Annotated in this window: 2 tRNA genes and 2 rRNA genes; all 4 read left to right on the top strand. The window is 49.6% G+C overall.

What is annotated here, in order from left to right:
* A 16S ribosomal RNA gene (locus LFLEISCH_RS15550) occupies nucleotides 1–211 on the top strand; the annotation flags it as partial.
* Nucleotides 212–312: 101 nt separating this feature from the next.
* Nucleotides 313–386: transfer RNA gene (locus LFLEISCH_RS14330), tRNA-Ile, on the top strand.
* Between the two features lie 26 nt (nucleotides 387–412).
* Nucleotides 413–488 (top strand) — tRNA-Ala (locus tag LFLEISCH_RS14325).
* A 170-nt stretch (nucleotides 489–658) separates the two neighbouring features.
* Nucleotides 659–792: ribosomal RNA gene (locus LFLEISCH_RS14320) — 23S ribosomal RNA — on the top strand; the annotation flags it as partial.

The following is a 792-nucleotide window of genomic DNA, read 5'->3' as shown; positions in this document are numbered from 1 at the left end:
AGGCCGGAATCGCTAAATCGCGGATCAGCATGCCGCGGTGAATACGTTCCCGGGCCTTGTACACACCGCCCGTCACACCACGAGAGTTTGTAACACCCGAAGTCGGTAGGGTAACGCTTAGGCGAGCCAGCCGCCGAAGGTGGGACAGATAATTGGGGTGAAGTCGTAACAAGGTAGCCGTATCGGAAGGTGCGGCTGGATCACCTCCTTTCTAAGGATAAGGAAACCTATGATGTTTTTTCACTTCTTTTGTTCAGTTTTGAGAGGTCACTCTCATATACGTTCAGGTGACACGCAGGTGTGCCGGAATATGGGCCTATAGCTCAGCTGGTTAGAGCGCACGCCTGATAAGCGTGAGGTCGATGGTTCGAGTCCATTTAGGCCCACTTTCATCTGAAAAATAATCCATTTTGGGGCCTTAGCTCAGCTGGGAGAGCGCCTGCTTTGCACGCAGGAGGTCAGCGGTTCGATCCCGCTAGGCTCCACCAAGATTGTTCTTTGAAAACTAGATAAGAAAAGTTAGTAAAGTTATCACAAGTGGAAACACTTGAACAAGTAACCGAGAATCAACTGAAAGTGTATCTTTCAACCGAATAGGCGTTTATCATCGCTGATAAAAACGATATTCAGATTAACCGCGCTTCGAAGAAGCGAATGAGGTTAAGTTAGGAAGGGCGCACGGTGGATGCCTTGGCACTAGGAGCCGAAGAAGGACGGGACTAACACCGATATGTGCTTTGGGGAGCTGTACGTGATCCGAGAGATTTCCGAATTCGGGGAACCACGTATCTT

It is taken from the genome of Listeria fleischmannii subsp. fleischmannii LU2006-1 (genome assembly GCF_000344175.1).
Classification (GTDB): Bacteria; Bacillota; Bacilli; order Lactobacillales; family Listeriaceae; genus Listeria; species Listeria fleischmannii.
Note: the sequence above shows the minus strand (reverse complement) of the source record. Positions and strands in the feature narration are given on the sequence as shown.